Origin of the sequence: Streptococcus sp. oral taxon 431 (assembly GCF_023110115.1) — a bacterium.
GTDB lineage: Bacteria > Bacillota > Bacilli > Lactobacillales > Streptococcaceae > Streptococcus.
Genome location: NZ_JALDVP010000005.1, coordinates 45,286 through 66,924 on the forward strand (window position 1 = coordinate 45,286; position 21,639 = coordinate 66,924).

Here is a 21,639-nt window from a genome sequence, read left to right on the forward strand (position 1 = left end):
TTCTTAAAAGAAGGTACGCATGATGTCGTTCCAAGTCACGGCAATCATCAAGACCACCATAATCACAACTCCAACTAGAGTAACATAGGTTTCAATTTCTTGTTTCAGCGGTTTGCGGCGAATAGCTTCGATGATGTTGAGCACGATTTTACCGCCGTCTAGTGCCGGGATAGGAATCAAGTTAAAAATCCCAATATTGATGGAAATCATAGCCAAGAAGAACAAAACATTCTCAAGACCATTTTTAGCAGCATCACTACTTGCCTTAAAGATAGCAACAGGTCCACCCAATTTATTCAAGTCAGGCTGGAAAATCAAGCTCTTCAAGGCATTGAGAATGCGCAAGGCTGACTCAGCCGCACTAGTAAATCCACCTACAAACATAGACCAGATATCTGATTTGAGTCTCGGTTGAACACCTAGAATATAGCGACCTTGGTTTTCCTCAGGGGTCACACTGACTTGTTTTTCAGTTCCATTTTCAGAGACTGTTACATCCAATACAGGCGCTGTTTTATCTTTGGTCTCTACTTCAACTGCCTGAATCAAATCTTGCCAGTTACTAATTTCGTGTGAACCGACTTTAGTGATTTGAGCCGTATTGTCAACACCGGCCTTAGCAATCGCGCTATCAGGGATGATACTAAAGTTATTGCTTTGCGTATCACGAACGCCACCTTGCATGAAAATCAAAATCCAAAAGACGATAACTCCTAGAATAAAGTTATTCATAGGACCTGCAAAGTTGGTAATCAACTTGCCCCAGACAGTCGCATTCTGATATTGAACATCTAGCGGAGCGATACGAACTTCCGTCCCATCAGCTTCTACAATCGTTGCATCATGGTCTACAGAGAAAGTTTTTTCCTCTTCCAAAACCAGACCTGTGATAAAGAGTTTATCCTCAAAGTCAAACTGAGTGACCTGCATCGGAAGAGCCGTTTGGTCGACCTTCTTACCAGAAAGATTGATGCGCTTCACCTTACCATCTTCGGCTAAAGTCAAACTAACAGGAGTTCCTGTCTTAATCTCTGTGGTATCCTCACCCCAACCTGCCATGCGGACATAACCACCAAGCGGTAGGAGACGAATCGTGTAAGCAGTCCCGTCTTTCCCGATATGAGCAAAAATCTTCGGACCCATACCAATAGCAAATTCACGAACCAGAATTCCAGACTTCTTAGCAAAGCAGAAATGGCCGAACTCATGAACCACCACGATAATTCCAAAAACAAGGATAAAGGTTAATAATCCTAACATTTAATATCTGTTCACCTTTCCTTAAAATAAGCCAAAGAGGTGCATAATAGGGAAAACAGCCAACATAGAGTCAAAGCGATCCAGCACCCCACCATGTCCTGGGATAAATTTCCCCGAATCCTTGATACCAAAATGGCGTTTCATGGCACTCTCAATCAAGTCACCCAATTGCCCTGCAATACTAAAGAAAATAGCAAAGAGCATCATTTTGTAAATGCCATAAGGGAGGGCAACCGTACTATCAACTAACATAAAGATAAGAGTGACAAGCATGGCAGCTAAAATTCCACCAAAGGCTCCCTCGATTGATTTGTTCGGAGAGACTCTCGGAGCCAATCTTCTCTTACCGAAATTCATTCCTACCAAGTAAGCACCACTATCAGTTGCCCATACGATACAGAGGGCCAAGAGGGCTTTATCCAAACCTGCGATTCGAGCATCCACTAAAGCATTGAATCCAAAACCAACATAGAAACTCATGGCAATCGGGTATACAGCATCTTCAATGGTGTAATTCTTGCTAAAAACAGTGCAACCTAACATGATAAAAATCACAACACCATATGCGACAACATTCCCATCTACAGGTAAAAATGTCAAGTAGTTTTCTAGGGGGATTGTCAGTGCAAAAGTCGCTAATAAGGTCAGCAAGCCCTCAGGGGTCATGGTGTTTAACCCTTTCATCTGAAGCAACTCATGAACCCCTAGCATGGCTAGAAGTCCCATAGCAATCTGTAACCAAAGCCCACCAATCACCAAGAGCGGGATAAAGATTGCTAATGCCAGAGCGGCAAATATGGTTCTCTTTAATAAATCCTTTTTCATAACTTTTCCTAAACTCCTCCAAATCGACGATTGCGGCGATTATACTCTGCAATAGCCTCTTTCAAAGCTTCCTCATCAAAGTCAGGCCACAAAACATCTGTGAAATAAAGTTCACTATAAGCTGCTTGCCAAGGCAAGAAATTGCTCAAGCGAAGCTCCCCACTCGTTCGAATGATTAAGTCCGGATCACGCAAGACCTTAGGCAAATGCCCTGTAAAGAGGTATTCCCCAATCAACTCTTCTGTAATATCGCCTGGATTCACCTTAGCATCCAAAACATCCTGTGCAATCAACTTGACCGCTTGTGTAATCTCAGCTCGTCCACCGTAATTGAGGGCAAAGTTAAGAATCAAACCTGTGTTCAACTTGGTCAACTCTTCCGCTTTTTTCAAAGATTCAAAAGTTTGTTTTGGCAAGCGATCAGTTTCCCCAATCATTTGGATCTTCATGTTCTTTTGGTGCAATTCGGGGACATACTTATCATAAAATTCAACAGGCAAGTTCATGATAAACTTGACTTCCTGGTCTGGACGTGTCCAATTTTCAGTCGAGAAGGCATAAACAGTCATAGCCTTGACACCCATATCACTAGCAGCAATAGCTACCGTTCTCAGAGCATCCATCCCAGCCTTATGACCAAAGACACGTGGCTGCATCCGTTTTTTAGCCCAACGACCATTGCCATCCATGATAACTCCGATATGTGCTGGCACCACTGCTGGTGTTTCTGTTACTTTATCTTTTTTTAAAAATCCAAACATGATTGTATTCCTATTCAAAAATCTATCGTTTCATTATACCATATTTTTCGCTTTTCTTCTATCATATTCTCTTATTCTAAGGCGGAATTCCCTATAGGACTCCTATCTTTCTAAACTAACAAGCCTTGCATTTCCCAAAGAAAGTTGATACAATAAAACATAAAGATTTATCCTTGTTCAATCACAGGGGTTTTTTATTGAAAGGATCTTATCATGTCAAAAAAACTACAACGTAAAAAACAATTAAGAAACAGCCTTCGTCGTTCAGGTGCACTTTCAAATGCTGTAAACAAGGTTGTCGAAGAAACAAAAAAAGTTGTGAAGCATGCTGAAAAAGCAGCAAGTGAGGCAGGAAAAGCTGTCTCTAAGCAAGTAGAAAAAGCTGTAGAAGCAACTAAAGAGCAAGCCCACAAGCTTACAACTTCTGTTGAAGATTTCGCAGCTGACCTAGGCGGACTTCCACTTGACCGTGCTAAAACTTTCTACGATGAAGGGATCAAGTCTGCTGCTGACTTCAAAAACTGGACAGAAAAAGAACTCCTTGCCTTAAAAGGAATCGGTCCAGCTACTATTAAGAAATTAAAAGAAAACGGCATCAAGTTCAAGTAATCTTTCTTGTTCCTTGCATTTCCGTGAAAAACTTGTTAAAATAAAGCCATTAGAGGTGTTTTGAGTACCACATTTTACAGAAAGTGGCGGAGCTGAGAAGTCCACAAATGTGTCAAAACTGGTTGCTAATGGATGAAAATGAAATATTAGAATTATCTTTTTGTTTCCTTTTAGGACTAGGCAGCGATTTGCAGGCTGTACTCAAGTACGCCAAGACGAGCTAACGACGTCATAAAAGTGAAACAAGAAGATTAAAGTTGCGGGCTCTGCCCGAAATTGGGTGGTACCGCGGATAAACACATTCGTCCCTGTCAGATTGATGACAGGGGCGATTTTTTTGTAGAAAGCGAGGTAGAAGGATGACAAGAGCTGAACTGCCAGAACGAATCGAAACTGAGCGTCTCATCTTACGAGTCCGAACAGTGGCGGATGCTGAGGATATTCATGCCTACGCTAGTCTGCCAGAGGTTTCTTACCCAGCAGGCTTTCCACCCGTCAAGACCTTGGAAGATGAGATTTATTACCTAGAACATATCCTTCCCGATCGTAATGAAAAGGAAAATCTCCCAGCTGGCTATGGAATTGTGGTCAAAGGAACCGATAAGGTTATTGGCTCAGTTGATTTCAACCATCGCCACGAAGACGATGTACTGGAGATTGGCTATACCTTGCATCCAGACTATTGGGGACGAGGATATGTACCAGAAGCAGCGAGTGCCTTGATTGACCTGGCTTTTACAGAACTGGAGCTTCACAAGATTGAATTGTCTTGCTTTGGATACAATTTCCAAAGTCAACGAGTCGCTGAGAAGCTTGGTTTCACCCTCGAAGCTCGCATCCGAGACCGCAAAGATGCTCAAGGTAACCGCTGTGATGATTTGAGATATGGCTTGCTGAAGAGTGAGTGGGAGTGGAAATGACAGAATTCTTAAAAAATATTGATAAAGATAGTGTAACATTCTGGATTGCTTTAGTGGCATTAATAAGTCCAGGTATTGTTGAGTTAATCAGAGGTTTTTTTGACAGAAGCCGTCAAAAAAAAGAGATAGAATTAAAAAGAAAACAAAAATGTATTGCAAATGTGATTGCATATTTAGAGAGTGTAAATGATTATTTGGAAATAATTGATTTAAATCCTTCTTCGGAGATTATAGAAGACGAAAAAGAGAAAAGGAAAATTATATCCAAAAATAAATCATTCAGACTAAAAAGTATTGTTCTTGCTAATTTCTATAAACAGAATATGTGGGAACAAGATATCTATGAATCTAATGGTTTAGAACCTTATTTTTCAAAACTTTTAGACGGGAGTATATCCTCTCCAATGATAAATACTATTGAGATTATTCAATCTTTTATAGATAGTACTTCTGATACAGATTATTATATAGAATTAAAAACATTAATAGATATACTTCCTCGCCTCTTATCTGATTATTCTATTAAAGAGGATACTAATTATATATCTCATCAAACCAAAGATTATATAAAAATTAAAAAGATAACTTATCAAAAAGATAAAGATATAAGTTCTAACTATATAATAAATTCAAAAGATAGTGTTTCTAAGTATTATAAAAGAGTATTTAATCTACTAGAAAATAATGATAAATTTGATCCAGACAAGTTATCCGGTGTTTCAGGTAGAGTATCATTTTCAGATAATGTCTCCTGGAAAGAGAAAGAAAAGATTAAATTTAGCAACGATAAAGAAATTGTTTTGAATGTTGGAATAAAAAAATCAGAAGCTCAAGAACTTATTAATAAAATTCTATCCCAACAAGGGATAAAAGATAAGCAAACATAATAGATTTTATAAATTTTTTATTAACTAGAAAGGACACACACATGTCTAAAGAACTTTCACCTAAATACAATCCAGCCGAGGTTGAGGCTGGTCGTTACCAAAAATGGCTTGATGCGGATGTTTTCAAGCCTTCAGGAGATCAAAAGGCTAAGCCTTATTCGATCGTAATTCCACCACCAAACGTAACTGGGAAACTCCACCTTGGTCACGCTTGGGATACAACTCTTCAAGATATCATCATCCGTCAAAAACGTATGCAAGGTTTTGATACGCTTTGGCTTCCAGGGATGGACCACGCTGGTATTGCCACTCAGGCTAAGGTTGAGGAGCGCTTGCGTGGTGAGGGGATTAGTCGTTATGACCTCGGCCGTGAGAAGTTCCTGGACAAAGTCTGGGAATGGAAAGACGAATATGCCACTACCATCAAGGAACAATGGGGCAAGATGGGGCTCTCTGTAGACTACTCTCGTGAGCGTTTCACCCTTGATGAAGGTTTGTCAAAAGCCGTTCGCAAGGTCTTTGTGGACCTTTATAAGAAAGGCTGGATCTATCGTGGTGAGTTTATCATCAACTGGGACCCCGCAGCTCGCACAGCCCTTTCTGATATCGAGGTGATCCACAAGGATGTTGAAGGTGCCTTCTACCACATGAACTACATGCTAGAAGATGGCTCACGCGCCCTTGAAGTTGCGACCACTCGTCCTGAGACCATGTTTGGAGACGTTGCGGTTGCGGTTAATCCAGAAGACCCACGCTACAAGGACTTGATTGGTAAAAACGTCATCCTTCCAATCGCTAATAAACTCATTCCAATCGTTGGAGATGAGCACGCAGATCCTGAGTTTGGTACGGGTGTTGTGAAAATCACACCTGCCCACGATCCAAACGACTTCTTGGTTGGTCAACGTCATAACTTGCCACAAGTCAACGTGATGAACGACGACGGAACTATGAATGACTTGGCCTTCGAATTCGCAGGCATGGATCGTTTTGAAGCTCGTAAGGCAGTCGTTGCCAAGTTGGAAGAAATCGGTGCCCTCGTTAAAATCGAAAAACGTGTCCACAGTGTTGGTCACTCAGAGCGTACAGGTGTAGTGGTTGAACCACGCTTGTCTACGCAATGGTTCGTCAAGATGGACCAATTGGCGAAAAATGCCATCGCCAACCAAGACACAGACGACAAGGTAGAATTCTACCCACCTCGTTTCAACGATACCTTCCTCCAATGGATGGAAAATGTCCATGACTGGGTAATCTCTCGTCAGCTCTGGTGGGGTCATCAAATCCCTGCTTGGTACAATGCCGATGGTGAAATGTACGTCGGTGAAGAAGCTCCAGAAGGTGACGGTTGGACTCAGGACGAAGACGTCTTGGATACTTGGTTCAGTTCGGCCCTTTGGCCATTCTCAACCATGGGCTGGCCTGATGTCGACTCAGAAGACTTCAAACGTTACTTCCCAACTTCAACCTTGGTAACAGGTTACGACATCATCTTCTTCTGGGTGTCTCGTATGATCTTCCAATCATTGGAATTCACTGGCCGTCAGCCATTCCAAAACGTCCTGATTCACGGTCTCATTCGTGACGAGCAAGGACGTAAGATGTCGAAATCTCTTGGTAACGGGATTGACCCAATGGATGTTATCGAGAAATACGGTGCCGATGCCCTTCGTTGGTTCCTTTCAAACGGTTCTGCACCAGGGCAAGACGTCCGCTTCTCTTACGAGAAAATGGATGCTTCATGGAACTTCATTAACAAGATCTGGAACATCTCTCGCTACATTCTCATGAACAATGAAGGCTTGACCCTTGACCAAGCAACAGCCAATGTGGAAAAAGTTGTTAACAAGGAAGCTGGAAATGTCACTGACCGCTGGATTCTCCACAACCTCAATGAAACCATCGGAAAAGTCACTGAAAACTTTGATAAATTTGAGTTTGGTGTTGCTGGACACATCCTCTACAACTTCATCTGGGACGAGTTTGCGGACTGGTACGTTGAGTTGACCAAGGAAGTCCTTTATAGCGACAACGAAGAAGAGAAAGTCATCACACGTTCTGTTCTCCTTTACACCTTGGACAAGATCCTTCGTCTCCTCCACCCAATCATGCCATTCGTGACAGAGGAAATCTTTGGACAAATCTCAGAAGGTTCTATCGTTACAGCAGAATACCCAACTGTCAACCCAGCCTTTGAAGACCTTGCGGCTCACACAGGTGTCGAAAGCCTCAAAGACTTGATCCGTGCTGTTCGTAATGCGCGTGCGGAAGTAAACGTAGCACCAAGCAAGCCAATCACCATTCTTGTTAAGACAAGCGATAGCGACTTGGAAGCCTTCTTTAACAGCAATGTCAACTACATCAAACGCTTCACAAATCCAGAACACCTGGAAATCGCATCAAACATCCCTGCACCTGAACTCGCTATGTCAAGCGTCATCACAGGAGCAGAAATCTACTTGCCACTAGCAGACCTCCTCAATGTCGAAGAAGAATTGGCTCGTCTCGACAAGGAACTGGCTAAATGGCAAAAAGAACTGGATATGGTCGGTAAGAAGCTCTCTAACGAACGCTTCGTAGCCAATGCCAAACCAGAAGTCGTTCAAAAAGAACGCGACAAACAAGCCGACTACCAAGCGAAATACGACGCGACCGTAGCACGTATTGATGAGATGAAGAAATTGGTGAAATAAACACAGAAACACGGCGGAATGCCGTGTTTTTTGGTATAATGGTGATATGTAAGAAATAAAGGAAAATTTAAGAATAATTAAGTCTTTAGCTTTATTTTATTTTTAGACTTGTAAGTTTTTTAATTGACATATTGTTTTTCACACTACTATTAATAGGAGGTAAAAAAATGAGCACGGTTTCAGGTAAAATTCGTCCATCTAGTCGACATCTTTTTACTATAGGAGAAGATTTGATTCAAGATAAGTTTGCTGCAATAATGGAGTTAGTGAAAAATTCTTATGACGCTGATGCTTCGAAAGTTTCAGTTACATTTAGACGTGATAGTGATAAGAGCCTTACCATTACTGTTGAGGATGATGGTACAGGGATGTCTGTCGAAGATATTCAAACTAAGTGGTTAGTACCGTCAACTACTAGTAAGGTAAAAAAACGAGTAAGCCAAAATGGTAGAGTATTGCAGGGAAGAAAGGGAATAGGAAGATACGCAGCTAATATATTGGGGGATGATTTGTTTCTTTCTACAGTAACCCGAAAAGGGGAGTTGACCGAGGTGTATGTGGATTGGTCCGATTTTGCTAAGTATGAATTTTTAGATGAAATTAATATTGAAATTGAGACTTCTAATTGTAGTAAAAAGAGTGGAACGATTCTTTCTACAACTCATCAATTAGTTCAAAAAGATAAACAAGAGGATAACGATAAAAAGGATGAAAAAAATTGGTCTCGCGAGGAAATTAATAAACTAATTTTTGAGTTAAAAAAAATAATTCCTCCTTTTCAAAATATGAATGAAGATGATCAATTTAATATTATAGTTAAAACACAAAATTTTGAAGAAGATATTGAAGTTTCAATCTCTCCTATTCCATTTTTGGAAATTTATGATTATAGAATCTATGGAGAAGTTAAGGAAACTGGTAAAGCAATTTTATATTACGAAAATCAAAGAAAAAGTTCAGAAACCGAAACAATCATAGAATCTTTGTCTCCTACAAAATGTGGGAAAATTAAATTAGATATCAGGGTTTATGATCGAGATAAAACAGCAATTGATAGTTTAATAAGTCGTGGCTTAAAAGATGAACAAACTGGTAAATACTTAACCAATCTTCAAACTAGACAATTACTTAATGATTTTAATGGTATTGGCGTCTACAGAAATGGTTTTCGAATAAGACCATTGGGAGATCCTGAAAACGATTGGCTTGAACTAAATAAGAGAAGAGTACAAACTCCAAGCCTTAGAATTGGTAGTAACCAAACAATAGGATATGTTCAAATAGAATCTGAAGAAAATTCAGATTTACATGAACAAAGTGCTCGTGATGGATTAAAAAAAACTGATAGTTACTATGGTTTAATATCTATAACTCAAGAAGTTTTATCATTATTGGAACAAAGACGTTTTATCTATAGAAGAAAGACAGACTCTAAAATAAAAAGTAAATCAGTTAATAATCAATTGAGTTCGGTATCAGATTACACTTCACTTTCAAATGATTTGAGAAATATTCTACAAGATTTTGGTCTAGAAAAATCATCTATTGAAAAAGTAAATCATCTAGTTTTAAAAGAAGAAAAGAAAAAACAAAAAATTGTAGATGAATTGAGTAAAGCTATAGCTGTTTACCAAGGGCAAGCTACTCTTGGAAAAATAATTAATGTTGTAATGCACGAAGGAAGAAGACCATTGCATTATTTTAGAACTCAAATACCAAATTTTGAGAAATGGCTTAAACTCTATTTAGCTGATGGCGATGATGAATCATTGAATGAAATGATAGAAATTTCAAAAGGAGTAAACATAAATTCATCTGTATTAGTTGATTTATTTAACAGGTTAGATCCATTGGCGACTAGAAAAAGGGATAAACCTAAAGTTTTCTCCTTAATAAATGCAATTAAAAATACAATAAAAATCTTTGAGACAGTCTTGGAAAAAGAGAAAATAGAAATTAGAATTTTTCCAAGTACGGGAATTGATTTCTATGGGTGGCCTCAAGATATTGCAACTATATTCGCTAACTTAATTGACAATAGTATCTACTGGATGAAAGATTGTACTACACCAAAAATAATAAGTATAGATGTTCAAGAAAACAAATCTGAGTTAATAATAGATTATTTTGACACTGGTAAAGGAATTAAAAAAGAATTAATAGAAGAAGAGTCCATTTTTGACCCTGAATTTACAACTAAGAATGAAGGTTCTGGCTTAGGATTGGCTATTTCTGGAGAGGCGGCAGAAAGAAATAAATTATCATTAATTGCCTTAGAACATAGTGGGGGAGCTCACTTTAGATTATCATATAACAAGGAAAATTTAGAAGATGACGAAAATATATAACTTTTTGTATATAGAAGATGAAGATTACATGATTGATACCATGGAATCTTCCGTTAAATTGATGAACCGAACTTCAGACCAAGAAAACACATTTGAAATGACTGTTGCCAAAAACTCTGATGATGCTCTGAAATATCTAGATAAAAACATTTTTGATTTTGTTCTCATTGATATCAAATTAAAGGGTGGAGATTCTGGTGATATTATTATTGATAAAATAAAAGAGGATTATAAAATTCCTTGTGCGATTCTTTCGGGGACTCCCATTATTAGCGACACTAATTTTATAAAGACTTATATAAAATCTAATTATGAAAATGAAGAAATCTTAAATGACATGGCCTCTATGGTTAATTCAGGATTGTTTACAGTCATTGGGGAACATGGTATTATTGAGTCTAGCTTAAAGAAATTATTTTGGGAGAATTATTATAAAAACATAGACCATTGGATAGATATAAGAAATAGTCTAAATGAAGAAGAGATGAAACAATTAGTCCTAAGATATACAATCTCACATTTATATGAATTGTTAGGATCTGAATCGGAACAGTATGAAGCAATTGAAATGTTTATCGACCCTAATATTGCTTTAGATGGAGTAAAGACGGGAACTATTTTACTTGATTTAGAAAGTGGAACGTTCTATATAGTCTTGTCGCCTCCATGTGATTTAGCTTTAAGAAAAGATAATAAACCCAAAAATGAATTTATAATATTGGTAGAAATTGAAAATTATAATGAATATATTTCAACAGAATCTACAAGTATTTCAAATTCACTTAGGGGAAAGATTGAGAAGTTAGTTAAAAATAATGATTTAGAGAACCTATACTGGTTGAGTAACTATTTTGATATATTTGATGGAGGATTTGTAAACTTTCGCAAGATTAAGACGGAATCCTTTGATGTACTATCAAATGACGCAAAATATAGAAAAATAATAAAGTTACAGGATAATTTTGTAAAATCATTATTATCAAAATTTTCTATGTATTATAATAGGCAAGGGCAACCTGATTTTGATTTTCCTAAAGTTGCATTAAATATAGCTGAAAAGATTGTGAAAAGTAAATGATGATGAATATTATAGATTTATTTTCAGGGGCAGGAGGTCTGACAGAAGGCTTTAGAAACGATAATTTTAATATTATCTGTCATATTGAAAAAAATAAGGATGCTTGTGAAACTTTAAAGGTTAGAGAAGCATATTACTATTTGAAGAAAGTTGATAAACTTTGTCTATATAAAAACTATTTAAATGGTAAAATTTCTAAAAAAGAACTATTAAATAAAATTCCAAAAGAACAAATTAATTCGGTTTTAAATGTTGAAATCAATGAGAAAAGTATAGATGAAATATTGTATCATATAGATGCAAAAACTGATAGAGTAGATGGTATTATTGGTGGCCCGCCCTGTCAAGCATATTCTACAATTGGTAGAGCAATTAATGAGAAAAAAAAGAATTCAGATGATCGAATCTACTTATATAAATATTATTTAAGTTTTCTTAACAAATTTTCTCCTAAATTTTTTATTTTTGAAAATGTTAAAGGTCTCCTATCATTTAAAGATGTAGATGGATCACTTTTGTTACCAAAAATAAAGTCTGAATTTAGAAATGCTGGATATATTATTAGTGATAAAGTTATCAATAGTAGTGAATACGGTGTTTCCCAAAATAGAGAAAGATTATTTATATTTGGATTAAGAAATGATGTGAAACTAGATAAAAATTTTTTTGACGAGTTGGAAAAATTAAAAGAGAAACCATTGAACTTGAAAAATTTATTTAATGATTTACCTTCAATAAATGCGGGCGAGGAAGGATATAATTATCGAGCGATTCGTTTGTCATATGAAAAGAAAAAATACTATAGAAATTTAGATGAGAAAATTCCACTTACTTTACACATGGCAAGACCACAAACAAGTAATGATCTAAAAATCTATAAGATTGTTCAAGAAGCAAAACAGAGTGGTCGAAATATCAAATATTCCGAATTACCCTCCGTTCTTCAAAATCATTCAAATAAAGATTCATTTTTAGATCGATTCAAAGCTTTAGATGGAACCGGCTATAGTCATACAGTTGTTGCACATATTTCTAAGGATGGGCATTATTATATTCATCCCAGTATGGAACAAACTAGGTCTATTACGGTTCGTGAAGCAGCCAGAATCCAAGGATTTCCAGATAATTATTATTTTGAAAACTCAAGGACAGCAGCTTTCGTACAGATCGGGAATGCTGTTCCTCCAATATTGGCCAAAAAAATTGCAGATACGGTGACTAAACTATTTTAACATTTTAGAAAGCAGGTACCTACATGACAAATTCTGTAAGTTCGAACCGCTCTGAGAAGTACAACATTGCAGCTTTCTTCTCAGGTGTTGGGGGAATTGAGTTGGGATTTGAACAGACCAACGAGTTCAGAGTGGTGTATGCCAATGAATTTGATAAGTATGCACGTCAGACTTATCAGTTAAACCATCCAGATACCTATTTGGATGGTCGTGATATTCACAATGTTCAGCCAGAGGATATTCCAGCTGAGCGCGTGGATGTGATTATGGGAGGTTTCCCTTGTCAGGCCTTTAGTATTGCGGGTTACCGTAAGGGCTTTGATGATGATCGAGGCGATCTTTTCTTTGAGTTGCTTCGCATGATCGAGGGGCGTAAACCTCGTGCTATTTTCATCGAAAATGTTAAGAACATGGTCGGTCATGACCATGGCAATACCTTCAAGGTCATTCGTGAAGCCTTGACAGAGAACAACTACTTCATCAAGTGGAAGGTTCTCAACGGGAAAGACTATGGAAATATCCCACAAAACCGTGAGCGGATCTACATCGTTGGTTTTGATACTAAAGAAGCCTACGACTTGTTTGAATTCCCAGAGGAAATCAAACTGACTACGACTCTTCAAGACGTCATTAACTTCGGCGATAAGCTAGATGAGGTCTACTACTACCGTGAAGGCAAGCAGAATTTCTACGATCAGTTGAAGTTTGAAGTAACTAGCCAAGATACGGTTTACCAGTGGCGCCGTCAGTATGTCCGTGAAAACAAAAACGGTGTTGTCCCTACCCTTACAGCCAATATGGGAACAGGTGGACACAATGTTCCATTGATTTTGACAGACAGCGGCGAGATTCGGAAGTTGACTCCTAAAGAAACCTTTAATGTCCAAGGTTATCCTAAGTCCTTTAAAATCCCAGAAGGGGTTTCTAACGGTCAGCTATACAAGCAAGCAGGAAATAGCGTAGTTGTTCCTGTGATTAAACGCATCGCGGAAAATGTTGCTAAGGCTTTGAACGAAAGCCAAGGACAATCTCAGCTTGACCGCTCTGGAAAATTTGCTATTATCTACACCAAGATGAATGGTCAATTTGAAGGACAATCCTATGTCAAGGACTTTGTAGATAGCTATGAGCAAGCTATTGAAAAAATCAAGGCTTATGATGATGGTTTAGCCGTTCTGTCAGATGAAGAGTATTTGAGACTTGTAAAAAAACAAGGCAAACTTGAATTTTACAGTATTAATTAACGAATATATAAGAGGATTAGTGAAAAACTAATCTTCTTTTGATATACTGAAAATAGAAAAGAGGGCGCTTATGTGGGAACATCTAAAGTCTGAACAAAAAGACAAATACAAAACCTTAATTACCAACTTCGCTAGTTTGAGCCAAGCTTTCTCTCAAAAGGCAGAATCCGAAGACGAGGAACAAACAGAACATTCTGTCGCTCCTATCGTCAACTCCAAATTCCAGGAGACTGTTTTCCAGAAGGCTTTTAATGCTGTCGGGGAAGATATCGCCAATACTTCCTATGATGCTTCCGTCGTTGTGGATGAAAATCATAAATACCTAGTGGGTATTAAGTCTTTTGGGATTAATTCTGGAGACCAAAAAATCGCTCAGTTTAAAAAAGATTCTCAATCTTGGACGGACTTATTGGGTGATATCAAGTTTCATGCGGATATTTCAGCAGATAAAGAAGCTGCAGACAAGGAAAACTATCAACGCTATGAAGAGTTAGCACGAAAGATTGCGACCTTGAGAAACCAGAGAATCGAATCTTCTAAGGCACAAATCAAGGGCTTTAACTCAGACTCGGTCAATGTTGAAGCTGTTTACCACGTTCTGATGCCGACACCAAAGGGAGAAAATCCTAAGATTTTTGTCGGTGAAACATCTTATTTGCCAGTCGATATTGATAATCTAGTCATTGAAGGATCAACTACCAAAAACAACCCTACTAATTTTCGATTTACGGATGGACAACACCACTACAAGTACACGGCAGCTGACAGCCAGCTCCACATGACTTTTAACAATAAAGACATTGTTGTAGACACTTGGGACGTCCATTATATCGAAGATCCTTTTTCTCTCTTTGAAAACCTTCATCTACTGACAGCCAAAAAGGAACAATCCGATATTTTGGAAACAGTGTCTTGGGTTATCACAGATAAACATGGAAATGTGGAAGAAAACTCTGGTTTCAATGCCTTTAACGGTGGATCAAAACTAGCCAAAAAAGATCGTCTACCACGGATTTTAAAGATTCAGGATAAATTCAAGGACAATTTAGCTCCTGAAGAACTAGCTTTTGTGACTTTCTCCCTAGAAGAAATCCTCTTGAAAAAGTGGACCAGCAAGGAAGAAAAAGTTCAGATGAAGGCGATTCGTGAGGACTTAATTCACTTTGCCCATAATACTGGCAATGAAAAACTCATTAAAGAAATTGAACAGCTAGTTTATCGTCCAGTTAGCGAAGTTTACATCCCGCTACCTGACTCCAAAAACTTCCATGACGAAAGGCCCGACTTCTTTGGTCCTGGATTTGGAACTTTTGAATCTGGGACTAAAAAACTGGCCCTGTCCAAAGAAGAACGAACCTTTAAACTACGCTTCTTACCTTCTGGTGATGTCATCAACGCCTATATCAACCAAGAAGCTGGAAAGGCTATTCAGTCAACTGATAAGCAAGAAATTCTTGGAAATTGGATCTTGCGTGGTGTTTTCCAGTTGAAGGAAAGAGAAGTCTTGACAGGTCAAAGACTCAATGAACTGGAAATCAACGGAATTCGATTGACCAAGTTTAAAAACGGGGAAATCGGTATTGAATTCATCTGGATTGATACCGAAAACCCACCAAGCGATGCTATCGGCTGGGTAGCAAAATAGACCTGAATGTCACAAAAAATCTCTTAGATCTATTTCTAAGAGATTTTTTCTTTCTTCCCCTCACAACCAGCCTTCTTCTTCGGCAGTTTTGGCCGCTTCGGTTCGGTTGCTGGCGCCTAGTTTGGAGAGGATATTGGTCATGTAATTACGGACAGTGCCGTTTGAGAGGTAGAGCTTATCCGCAATTTCTTGGTTGGACAGGCCTTGGGCTACTCCATGTAGAACAGCGACTTCTTGCTCAGTCAAGGGATTGGGATGGGTCATCATGACTTCCATCAGCTCTGGAGAATACTCCTTGCGTCCCTCTAACACCGTATGCAGGGTTTGCATGAGTTCGGCGATGCTTCGCTCTTTCAAGACATAGGCGTCGACTCCTGCTTTGACCGCTCGTTCAAAATAGCCTGGACGTTTAAAGGTTGTAACGATAACCACCTTTGTTTCAGGCACTTCTTGTTTGATCCACTCGAGCGCTTCTAGTCCTGTCTTGACTGGCATTTCGACGTCAAGGATGGCAATATCTACTGCTTCTTTCCCCAAAACCTCAATAGCTTCAGATCCATTTTTCGCCTGCAAGACAGCCTCCACATCTGGTTGAAAACTCAAGAGCTGGCACATGGCATCTCTAAGCATACTTTGATCTTCTGCGACTAATACTTTCATCTACTTTCTCTCCTTATAAGGCAGATGCACGCGCACCTCTGTGGGATCTTTCAAACTGACCAGCTCTACTTGACCTGAGAAGGCTGCTGCACGGTCACGGACTGTATGAAGTTCATTTCCTTTTACAGTTGCAAATCCTTTCCCGTCATCTCTAACTGTCAGGAGCAATTCCTGATCTGTACGTTCCAGTTTTAGATAGGCTTTTTCAGCTCTGGCATGCTTGATGATATTGGTCGCAAGTTCTAACAAAATCATAGCGGCTGTCGACTCTATATCCTGAGTCAGGCTAGCCTTGTCCAATTGATTCTCAACCTCGACCTCAATCCCAGCAATTTCCAGCATCTTCTTGACAGTCTCAAGCTCTGAAGCTAGGGTCCGTGATTTCAGATTTTCCACAATGGTCCGCACTTCATTCATGGAATCCTTGCTGATCTGGTGAATTTCTTTTAATTCCTTTTCCACCTGTGGATAAGCCTGCATCTGAAATAACTGCAAGGCTAGATCTGTCTTGACACTCAGCATAGCAAAGGTATGTCCCAGACTATCATGCAAATCCTGACCGATACGACTGCGTTCATTTTCAGCAAGCAATAGATTTATCTGGGCATTTTGCTTGGCCTGAGCTTCTTTCAAATCCTCCACAATGCGAATCCGAACCAAACCAAAAGTCATCAAATCGACAAAAGTAATAATTCCAAGTAGAAAGACTAGAAACTCAACTCCGATTCTCTGAAAAATCACAAGTTGCCCCACAACAAGGACTTGAGTAAGGAGAAAAGTTCGGACATGTAAAGAATTAAAACTACGTACACCGAAATGATAAGTTAAAAGATTGGAAAGGAAAAAGAAGAACCAGATATAATTTACAGCAACAAAGGCGGTATACCCAGCTACGTAAGCTAGCATGATAATCCAACAGAGCCAGGATAAACGCTGACTCTTTGTGGTTAAAACACCTAAGTAAGCCACCACAAATAGAATATCAATCAATAAATGCCAGCTAGGAAGCTCCCCAGTCACTACAGGGACAATGGGAAAAACCATAAAAATCAAACTGGCCCAAAACATATAATGTATGCTTTTCAGTCTTTCAAGCATTAAGCATTCTCCTTATGACCTTGAAGGTAAATGGTCAAACCAAACAAAACTGCTGAAAAAACAAGTAGATAAACTGTGGCTGATAGATTGATGCCACCCTCATTTAAGAAGGTCTTGATCAATTCCATCAACTGATAGCTTGGTAGGCGCTTCCCGATTGCTTGCATCCAATCTGGAAATAAAGAGACAGGCATCCAGAGTCCGCCTAAAACAGCCAAGCCAAAGTAAAGAAGATTGCCTACGACAGACATCAGCTGACTAGACGGCAAGAGAGTCAGGGTTAAGCCAAGTGCTACAAAGGCAACACTTCCTACTATCAACAAGAGCGCAGCCCCAATCCAGCTTCCTAAAGGCATATCCACACCTCTGACCAAGTGCCCAACTGAGAAAACAACCAGGATTGAAACCAAATAATCAACTATCATACTTGTTATCTTTGATAGATAATATTCTACCATATTTACTGGAGTATGGCGTAATGTTTTCTGCCAGTTGTTGATTTTATCGGTATGTAAAACAACTGGGAATGAAAAGATAGCTGTCGACATCATGGAAAAGGCCGTCATGGAGATGAGGTAGTCGCGCATAAAATTAGCCGGCCCACTTGGTGTATCCTGGTACATGCCTGAAAAGAATAAATAGAAGGCCGTCGGCATCCCTACGGATAATAGATAATAGACTAATTGTCGTTTGGTCAATAGAAATTCTATCTTGTTTAGTGCGATCCATCGTTTCATCTTAGTCATCTCCCTTTTGTGTTTCTTCAAAGATTGTATCCAACAAGCTACGATTATTGACTTCAATTTCTTGAATCCTACATCCTGCTTGCACTAACAATTGCCAAAAAGCATCCGCTTCACGTGTGACTACTTGTAGAGCATCTTGTTTTTGTGACCAGTTTTCAACCAAGTTAGACTGCTCAATGACTTTCTTGTAAGCCAGAGGTAGTATAAAGTGCTTTTCAATCTCCTCACTACGCATAGCTAGAGGTGTTGTATCGCGAATCAACTCTCCCTTATTCAAGACCAAGATTCGGTCCGCTGTATGCTCTACCTCTTCGATATAATGGGATGAATAGAGAATGGTGACTCCCTGCGCTTTTAGATCCTGGACAATTTCCCAAAAGCGTTGACGGGTTGAGGTATCCATGGCAGCAGTTGGCTCATCTAAAAAGACTAGCTTTGGTCGGCCAATCAAGGTCAAGACAAAAGAGAAGAGACGCTTCTGTCCACCTGACAATTTTTCTGCCAATTGCTCTTTTTGTTGCTGGTCAAACTGCAATAGTTGATCGATTTCCTGATTGCTCAAAGGATTTGGGTAAATGCTTTGAAAGAAAGCAATCAACTCTTTGACCTTTAATTTCTGAACGATGACATTTTCTTGAGGCAGGTAACCTCTAATATAGTCTAACTGAGAACTCGTCACTGGCAAGCCTTGGATGGATACTTGACCGCTGGTGACCAGTTTATCTCCAAGCAAACAGTCCAAGAGTGTGGTCTTCCCAGCACCATTGGGACCAATCAAGGCGACGCATTCGCCTTCAGCTACCTCAAAGGAAATATCCTTCAAAATAGCCTTGCCCTTGATGTTTTTATTTAGGCTTTCTACCTTAATCATGCTCATGATATTCTCCTTTCAGCCACTCCTTTCCCATCGGAAAGGCGATAAAAATCATAAATCCTAATCCCCAGGCACCACGGATGACTTGATGAAGGAAAGCTTGATCAAACCAACCTGTAAACATTTCGACCAACCATACCACTAGTGATAGTCCAATAAAAAGATAGAGAATCGCTTTTTTCATTTTTCAAACTCCTTTTTCACATCTGAGACTAATTTCAAATCTTCTCGGATCAACCAAGACATGATTCCAAAACCTGCAAATAGCTCCCAAGGAAAATGATAGAAACCCTCATCCAATCCTGAGAACATGAGATAAGTCATGACTCCTGCTGCTACTAAACTCATTGCGACAATTACTTTATGTTTCATTTTTTTCTTCCTCCATTTGATACATCTAGTATAATTCTTTGAAGGTAGAATCACTAGAAGCTTCTGTCATGAGGAAATATGACAAATGTCACAAAAAGTCTAATCGCTATGAAAATAGAATTCTCTGAAAATCAAAAAGAGGTCGGGAAATCCCAACCTTTCTTTTTTATTCTTCTTTAAATCCGTGTAATTTTAATGCAGCGATTAGTGTATTAGGCTTTTTAAAGTCTTCTATACTATCCGCAAGTGGTTTAAAGAAATATGTATTTTTTACTTTATTCAAGTCTGCTTTTTCAAGATCGAGTTCCATAACGACTCTCATCTTTTTGTCCTCGGTGATAAAATATTCTACATTAACACCAGGCTCGTCCTTGATTTCAAGATACTCTGGACTATCTTCCATAGCTTCACGGAAGATTGTTTGGAATTCTTCTGGAGTAACTCCAGCAGGAATCTCCTCATTTATTTTCCCAAGCATATCCATCTTGAAGTTTTTAACAACATCCGTATAAACAAAGGTCATGGTGACATCAAATTCATCCATTTTTCCTTTAAGAACTTTTGTTTTTTCTTCTTTTGCTTGATTGGTTGTCGTTTGACTTGTAGACGGATCACTCGCTTTACTCTTGTCACTTGAACGGTGAGGTAACAACTTACTGCAACCTGCAAGTAGAGTTACCGAAATAAGTGTTAATCCTAAAATCTTCTTCAATTTGAATCTCCTATTCCACACTGAAAAGATATGGATAAACCGGTTGTTGACCTTGGTGAATTTCTACTTCGACATCTTCGAATTCTTCTGCGATTTCTTGAGCAATTTCATTTGCCAATTCTTCGCTTCCGTCTTCTCCAACATAGAAAGTTACGATTTCACTGTCTTCGTCCAACATATGTTTCAATGTTTCAGTCAAGGTTTGGTGCATATCAGGATTTGATACGAGAATCTTACCATCCACCATACCAAGATTGTCATTTTCATGAATTTCTAGACCATCGATAGTCGTGTCACGAACGGCTGTTGTTACACTACCGCTGACAACGTCCCCAAGAGCCGCAGTCATGCGTTCTTGGTTTTCTTCGATAGATTTGCTTGGGTCAAAGGCTAGAAGGCTAGTCAATCCTTGAGGAATTGTACGAGCTTCTACTACAACAGCTGGTTGTTCCAATACTTCAGCTGCAGATTGAGCTGCCATGAAGATGTTTTTGTTGTTTGGCAAGAAGATGATGTTACGGGCATTAACTTTCTCAACAGCCTTGACAAAGTCTTCTGTCGAAGGGTTCATGGTTTGTCCGCCCTCGATGACATAGTCCACACCTTGAGCACGGAAGATATCTGCCAATCCTTGTCCAGCCACTACTGCGATAAGAGCATATTCTTTTTCTTCAGCTGGCTTGCTGACTTGAGCTTCTTTTTCCACTTGAGCTTCGTGTTGGTTACGCATGTTATCGACTTTAACCTTAACCAAGCTACCATACTTGAGACCTTCTTGCATAACAAGTCCTGGATCTTCTGTATGGACGTGAACTTTAACGATTTCGTCGTCATTAACAACAAGTAGAGAATCCCCAAGTTCGTTCAAGTAGTTACGGAATTCTTCGTAGTCAAACTCTTTAGCATAAGTTGGACCTTGTTTGAGGGCAACCATGATTTCAGTACAGTAACCAAAGGTAATGTCTTCAGTTGCTACATGTCCGGCTACAGATTTGTGGTGTTCTGCATTGATCATCTCACCCATGTTGGCTGGAGTAGCGACAAAGTCCTCAGACGCACTGTATTCACCAGTAAGAGCTGAAAGGAATCCTTCATAGATGAAGACCAAACCTTGACCACCTGAGTCTACAACTCCAACTTCCTTCAATACTGGAAGCATTTCTGGAGTTTTAGCAAGGGCTGTTTTAGCTCCTTCCAAGGCTGCACGCATAACCTCAACTGCGTCATCTGTCTGCTCTGCTTTTTTCTTAGCACCGATGGCAGCACCACGTGATACTGTCAAGATTGTCCCTTCAACAGGCTTCATAACAGCCTTGTAGGCAACCTCAACACCTGATTGGAAGGCAAGAGCTAGGTCTTTTCCTGTTAGTTCTTCTTTTGTCTTGATGGCTTGTGAAAATCCGCGGAAAAGCTGAGAAGTGATAACTCCTGAGTTCCCACGCGCACCCATCAAAAGACCTTTAGCCAAGATACTTGCAGCCTCACCAACAGTTGAAGCTGGTCTGTCTGCTACTTCTTTAGCACCATTTTCGATTGTCATTCCCATGTTTGTTCCTGTATCTCCGTCTGGAACTGGGAAGACGTTCAATGAATTGACATATTCGGCTTGCTTGTTCAAACGAGTTGAAGCAGCCTGTACCATTTCTTGAAATAAGCTTGTAGTAATATTTGACAC

General features: G+C 39.1%; 20 protein-coding genes. 9 read left to right on the forward strand and 11 right to left on the reverse strand.

The genetic code is table 11. The features are described 5' to 3' along the window. Positions 1-3 precede the first annotated feature (3 nt). From rseP to M1F91_RS07015, 3 genes are read right to left on the reverse strand one after another with little or no spacing between them, the layout of a single operon-like run. Positions 4-1,260, reverse strand: coding sequence for an RIP metalloprotease RseP (gene rseP, locus M1F91_RS07005; RefSeq protein ID WP_247913131.1), 1,257 nt, complete (start codon positions 1,258-1,260; stop codon positions 4-6). Positions 1,261-1,281: 21 nt separating this feature from the next. Further along, the gene (locus M1F91_RS07010) at positions 1,282-2,085 is read right to left on the reverse strand and encodes a phosphatidate cytidylyltransferase (RefSeq protein ID WP_247913132.1); all 804 of its coding nucleotides are present in this window, start codon (positions 2,083-2,085) and stop codon (positions 1,282-1,284) included. A gap of 8 nt (positions 2,086-2,093) precedes the next feature. Further along, entirely contained in the window at positions 2,094-2,846 is a 753-nt protein-coding gene (locus tag M1F91_RS07015; RefSeq protein WP_247913133.1) for an isoprenyl transferase, read from the reverse strand. A 213-nt stretch (positions 2,847-3,059) separates the two neighbouring features. Between M1F91_RS07015 and M1F91_RS07020 the strand changes: the two genes are divergently transcribed. The 9 genes from M1F91_RS07020 (at position 3,060) to M1F91_RS07060 (ending at position 15,502) form a co-directional block, all read left to right on the forward strand. Beyond that, complete coding sequence (locus M1F91_RS07020; RefSeq protein ID WP_004250587.1) at positions 3,060-3,455, forward strand: helix-hairpin-helix domain-containing protein; 396 nt, start codon at positions 3,060-3,062, stop codon at positions 3,453-3,455. A 359-nt stretch (positions 3,456-3,814) separates the two neighbouring features. Beyond that, complete coding sequence (locus M1F91_RS07025; RefSeq protein ID WP_247913134.1) at positions 3,815-4,375, forward strand: GNAT family protein; 561 nt, start codon at positions 3,815-3,817, stop codon at positions 4,373-4,375. Further along, positions 4,372-5,262 carry a hypothetical protein gene (locus M1F91_RS07030; RefSeq protein ID WP_247913135.1) on the forward strand — a complete coding sequence of 297 codons (891 nt, stop codon included), beginning with the start codon at positions 4,372-4,374 and terminating at the stop codon, positions 5,260-5,262. Before M1F91_RS07025 ends, M1F91_RS07030 begins: the two co-directional genes overlap by 4 nt. 41 nt (positions 5,263-5,303) lie before the next feature. After that, positions 5,304-7,955: a valine--tRNA ligase gene (locus M1F91_RS07035; protein WP_247913136.1), complete on the forward strand. Its 2,652-nt coding sequence runs from the start codon at positions 5,304-5,306 to the stop codon at positions 7,953-7,955. Positions 7,956-8,122: 167 nt separating this feature from the next. Beyond that, positions 8,123-10,303, forward strand: coding sequence for a sensor histidine kinase (locus tag M1F91_RS07040; protein ID WP_247913137.1), 2,181 nt, complete (start codon positions 8,123-8,125; stop codon positions 10,301-10,303). Further along, complete coding sequence (locus M1F91_RS07045; protein ID WP_247913138.1) at positions 10,287-11,381, forward strand: hypothetical protein; 1,095 nt, start codon at positions 10,287-10,289, stop codon at positions 11,379-11,381. The genes M1F91_RS07040 and M1F91_RS07045 overlap by 17 nt, the downstream gene beginning before the upstream one ends. Next, positions 11,381-12,613: a DNA cytosine methyltransferase gene (locus tag M1F91_RS07050; protein WP_247913186.1), complete on the forward strand. Its 1,233-nt coding sequence runs from the start codon at positions 11,381-11,383 to the stop codon at positions 12,611-12,613. Before M1F91_RS07045 ends, M1F91_RS07050 begins: the two co-directional genes overlap by 1 nt. A 23-nt stretch (positions 12,614-12,636) precedes the next feature. After that, on the forward strand, positions 12,637-13,857 hold the full coding sequence (locus M1F91_RS07055; RefSeq protein ID WP_247913139.1) for a DNA cytosine methyltransferase: 1,221 nt from the start codon (positions 12,637-12,639) through the stop codon (positions 13,855-13,857). Between the two features lie 70 nt (positions 13,858-13,927). Then, positions 13,928-15,502 carry a hypothetical protein gene (locus M1F91_RS07060; protein WP_247913140.1) on the forward strand — a complete coding sequence of 525 codons (1,575 nt, stop codon included), beginning with the start codon at positions 13,928-13,930 and terminating at the stop codon, positions 15,500-15,502. A gap of 60 nt (positions 15,503-15,562) precedes the next feature. Here the strand turns inward: M1F91_RS07060 and M1F91_RS07065 are convergent, their stop codons facing one another. The 8 genes from M1F91_RS07065 to M1F91_RS07100 form a co-directional block, all read right to left on the reverse strand. Further along, the gene (locus M1F91_RS07065; RefSeq protein ID WP_247913141.1) at positions 15,563-16,162 is read right to left on the reverse strand and encodes a response regulator transcription factor; all 600 of its coding nucleotides are present in this window, start codon (positions 16,160-16,162) and stop codon (positions 15,563-15,565) included. Continuing rightward, the gene (locus M1F91_RS07070; RefSeq protein WP_247913142.1) at positions 16,163-17,260 is read right to left on the reverse strand and encodes a sensor histidine kinase; all 1,098 of its coding nucleotides are present in this window, start codon (positions 17,258-17,260) and stop codon (positions 16,163-16,165) included. Continuing rightward, positions 17,260-17,997, reverse strand: coding sequence for an ABC transporter permease (locus M1F91_RS07075; protein ID WP_247913143.1), 738 nt, complete (start codon positions 17,995-17,997; stop codon positions 17,260-17,262). The genes M1F91_RS07070 and M1F91_RS07075 overlap by 1 nt, the downstream gene beginning before the upstream one ends. 1 nt (position 17,998) lies before the next feature. Then, positions 17,999-18,883: an ABC transporter ATP-binding protein gene (locus M1F91_RS07080; RefSeq protein ID WP_247913144.1), complete on the reverse strand. Its 885-nt coding sequence runs from the start codon at positions 18,881-18,883 to the stop codon at positions 17,999-18,001. Continuing rightward, complete coding sequence (locus M1F91_RS07085; RefSeq protein ID WP_004250555.1) at positions 18,870-19,064, reverse strand: hypothetical protein; 195 nt, start codon at positions 19,062-19,064, stop codon at positions 18,870-18,872. Before M1F91_RS07085 ends, M1F91_RS07080 begins: the two co-directional genes overlap by 14 nt. Next, positions 19,061-19,252 (reverse strand): hypothetical protein, encoded by a 192-nt coding sequence (locus M1F91_RS07090; protein WP_247913145.1) that lies wholly within the window; start codon positions 19,250-19,252, stop codon positions 19,061-19,063. Before M1F91_RS07090 ends, M1F91_RS07085 begins: the two co-directional genes overlap by 4 nt. A gap of 166 nt (positions 19,253-19,418) precedes the next feature. Next, a complete protein-coding gene (locus M1F91_RS07095) occupies positions 19,419-19,964 on the reverse strand; it encodes an SP0191 family lipoprotein (RefSeq protein WP_247913146.1) in 546 nt (181 codons plus the stop codon). Between the two features lie 10 nt (positions 19,965-19,974). Continuing rightward, a complete protein-coding gene (locus M1F91_RS07100; protein ID WP_247913147.1) occupies positions 19,975-21,639 on the reverse strand; it encodes a DAK2 domain-containing protein in 1,665 nt (554 codons plus the stop codon).

Bases quoted from the DNA above. Each gene is read 5' to 3' on its own strand.
- rseP (WP_247913131.1), bottom strand. From the start codon at position 1,260: ATGTTAGGATTATTAACCTTTATCCTTGTTTTTGGAATTATCGTGGTG.
- M1F91_RS07010 (WP_247913132.1), bottom strand. From the start codon at position 2,085: ATGAAAAAGGATTTATTAAAGAGAACCATATTTGCCGCTCTGGCATTA.
- M1F91_RS07015 (WP_247913133.1), bottom strand. From the start codon at position 2,846: ATGTTTGGATTTTTAAAAAAAGATAAAGTAACAGAAACACCAGCAGTG.
- M1F91_RS07020 (WP_004250587.1), top strand. From the start codon at position 3,060: ATGTCAAAAAAACTACAACGTAAAAAACAATTAAGAAACAGCCTTCGT.
- M1F91_RS07025 (WP_247913134.1), top strand. From the start codon at position 3,815: ATGACAAGAGCTGAACTGCCAGAACGAATCGAAACTGAGCGTCTCATC.
- M1F91_RS07030 (WP_247913135.1), top strand. From the start codon at position 4,372: ATGACAGAATTCTTAAAAAATATTGATAAAGATAGTGTAACATTCTGG.
- M1F91_RS07035 (WP_247913136.1), top strand. From the start codon at position 5,304: ATGTCTAAAGAACTTTCACCTAAATACAATCCAGCCGAGGTTGAGGCT.
- M1F91_RS07040 (WP_247913137.1), top strand. From the start codon at position 8,123: ATGAGCACGGTTTCAGGTAAAATTCGTCCATCTAGTCGACATCTTTTT.
- M1F91_RS07045 (WP_247913138.1), top strand. From the start codon at position 10,287: ATGACGAAAATATATAACTTTTTGTATATAGAAGATGAAGATTACATG.
- M1F91_RS07050 (WP_247913186.1), top strand. From the start codon at position 11,381: ATGATGAATATTATAGATTTATTTTCAGGGGCAGGAGGTCTGACAGAA.
- M1F91_RS07055 (WP_247913139.1), top strand. From the start codon at position 12,637: ATGACAAATTCTGTAAGTTCGAACCGCTCTGAGAAGTACAACATTGCA.
- M1F91_RS07060 (WP_247913140.1), top strand. From the start codon at position 13,928: ATGTGGGAACATCTAAAGTCTGAACAAAAAGACAAATACAAAACCTTA.
- M1F91_RS07065 (WP_247913141.1), bottom strand. From the start codon at position 16,162: ATGAAAGTATTAGTCGCAGAAGATCAAAGTATGCTTAGAGATGCCATG.
- M1F91_RS07070 (WP_247913142.1), bottom strand. From the start codon at position 17,260: ATGCTTGAAAGACTGAAAAGCATACATTATATGTTTTGGGCCAGTTTG.
- M1F91_RS07075 (WP_247913143.1), bottom strand. From the start codon at position 17,997: ATGAAACGATGGATCGCACTAAACAAGATAGAATTTCTATTGACCAAA.
- M1F91_RS07080 (WP_247913144.1), bottom strand. From the start codon at position 18,883: ATGAGCATGATTAAGGTAGAAAGCCTAAATAAAAACATCAAGGGCAAG.
- M1F91_RS07085 (WP_004250555.1), bottom strand. From the start codon at position 19,064: ATGAAAAAAGCGATTCTCTATCTTTTTATTGGACTATCACTAGTGGTA.
- M1F91_RS07090 (WP_247913145.1), bottom strand. From the start codon at position 19,252: ATGAAACATAAAGTAATTGTCGCAATGAGTTTAGTAGCAGCAGGAGTC.